Below are 1,512 nucleotides of genomic sequence, written 5' to 3'. Positions count from 1 at the left end.
CGGGCGTAGCAACGTGGCATGCCCGCCGATCCGCCCGCCGCCCCGCCCCCAGCCGCGCCGCCGCGCCGGCCCGACCTGCTGCTGCTGCCCGGCCTGCTCTGCGATGCCCGGCTGTGGCGCGACGCGGTGGCCGGGCTGGAGGGCGCGGCCGCGTGCCAGGTGGCCGACCTGACGCGGGACGACACGCTGCGCGGCATGGCGCTGCGGGCGCTGGAGCAGGCCCCGCCGCGCTTCGCCCTGGCCGGGCTGTCGATGGGTGGCTACGTCGCCTTCGAGATCCTGCGCCTGGCGCCGGGGCGGGTGACGCATCTGGCGCTGTTCGACACCTCCGCCCGGCCGGACAGCGTCGAGGCGGCGCGGCGCCGGCGCGGGCTGATGGCGCTGTCGCGCAGCGGCCAGTTCCGTGGCGTGACGCCCCGGCTGCTGCCCAGCCTGCTGCACCCGCAGGCGGTGGACGGCCCGCTCGGCCACGAGGTGCGGGCGATGGCCGACCGGGTCGGCCACGACGCCTTCCTGCGCCAGCAGATGGCCATCCTGCACCGGCCGGATTCGCGCCCGCTGCTGCCCGGCATCGCCGTGCCGACCCTGGTCGCGGTGGGCGAGCAGGACACGCTGACCCCGCCCGAACTGGCCGAGGAGATGGCCGCCCTGATCCCCGGCGCGGTGCTGGCGCGCATCCCCGGCTGCGGCCACCTGCCGACCATGGAACGGCCCGAGGCCTGCGCCGCCCTGCTGCGCGACTGGCTGGCGCGCGGCTGAGCCGCCGCGCGGCGGTGCCGGCTTCATCCTTGGGCAAGCCGGCCGGGGCAGTCTGGCGCGATGCGGAGATTGTCGCGCAGGTTGCTGCTGGGCTCGGCCGTCCTGGTCCCGGCCAGGGCGCCGCCGGGCCGCGCCGCCCTGGCCGGCGCCAATTGGGGCGCGAGGAGCCCCGGCGTGCCGCAACCGGGCGCTGTGCCAAGCCCCGCGCTGCTCGCCGAATGGGCCCGCTTCCGGCGCGAGTTCATGCTGCCCGAGGGGCGGGTGGTGGACACCGGCAACCGCCATGTCTCGCATTCCGAGGGTCAGGGCTGGGCGATGTTCTGCGCCGAGCGTGCCGCCGACCGCGCCGGATTCGCGCTGCTCTGGGGCTGGACGCGGCGGGTGCTGGCGCGGCCGCGCGACCGGCTGCTGGCCTGGCGCTACCTGCCCGACCAGCCGGCCGACTCGGTGCCGGACCGCAACAACGCCACCGATGGCGACCTGTTCGCCGCCGCCGCCCTGCTGCTGGCCGGCCATCGCTGGTCCGAGCCCGCCTATGCCGAGGCCGGCGCCGCCATGGCGCGCGACGTGCTGCGCCTGCTGCTGCGCCAGGTGGCCGGGCAGACCGTGCTGCTGCCGGCGCTGCGCGGCTTCGAGAGCGCCGAGCGCGTGGTGCTGAACCCGTCCTACTACGCCTTCCCGATTCTCGGCGTGCTGGCGCGCGGCGTGCCCGACCCGGCCTGGCTGGCGCTGGCGGCGGACGGGCTGGCGCTG

Annotated in this window: 2 protein-coding genes; both read left to right on the top strand. The window is 77.4% G+C overall.

Annotated features, from left to right (window positions below; genetic code table 11):
* Positions 1–18: 18 nt before the first annotated feature.
* The gene (locus HMPREF0731_RS19815; RefSeq protein ID WP_007005996.1) at positions 19–759 is read left to right on the top strand and encodes an alpha/beta fold hydrolase; all 741 of its coding nucleotides are present in this window, start codon (positions 19–21) and stop codon (positions 757–759) included.
* A gap of 174 nt (positions 760–933) precedes the next feature.
* The coding region (locus HMPREF0731_RS19810) for a glycosyl hydrolase family 8 (protein ID WP_245538369.1) at positions 934–1,512 on the top strand (579 nt) is incomplete at its 3' end.

Origin of the sequence: Pseudoroseomonas cervicalis ATCC 49957 (assembly GCF_000164635.1) — a bacterium.
Lineage (GTDB): Bacteria > Pseudomonadota > Alphaproteobacteria > Acetobacterales > Acetobacteraceae > Pseudoroseomonas > Pseudoroseomonas cervicalis.
Note: the sequence above shows the minus strand (reverse complement) of the source record. Positions and strands in the feature narration are given on the sequence as shown.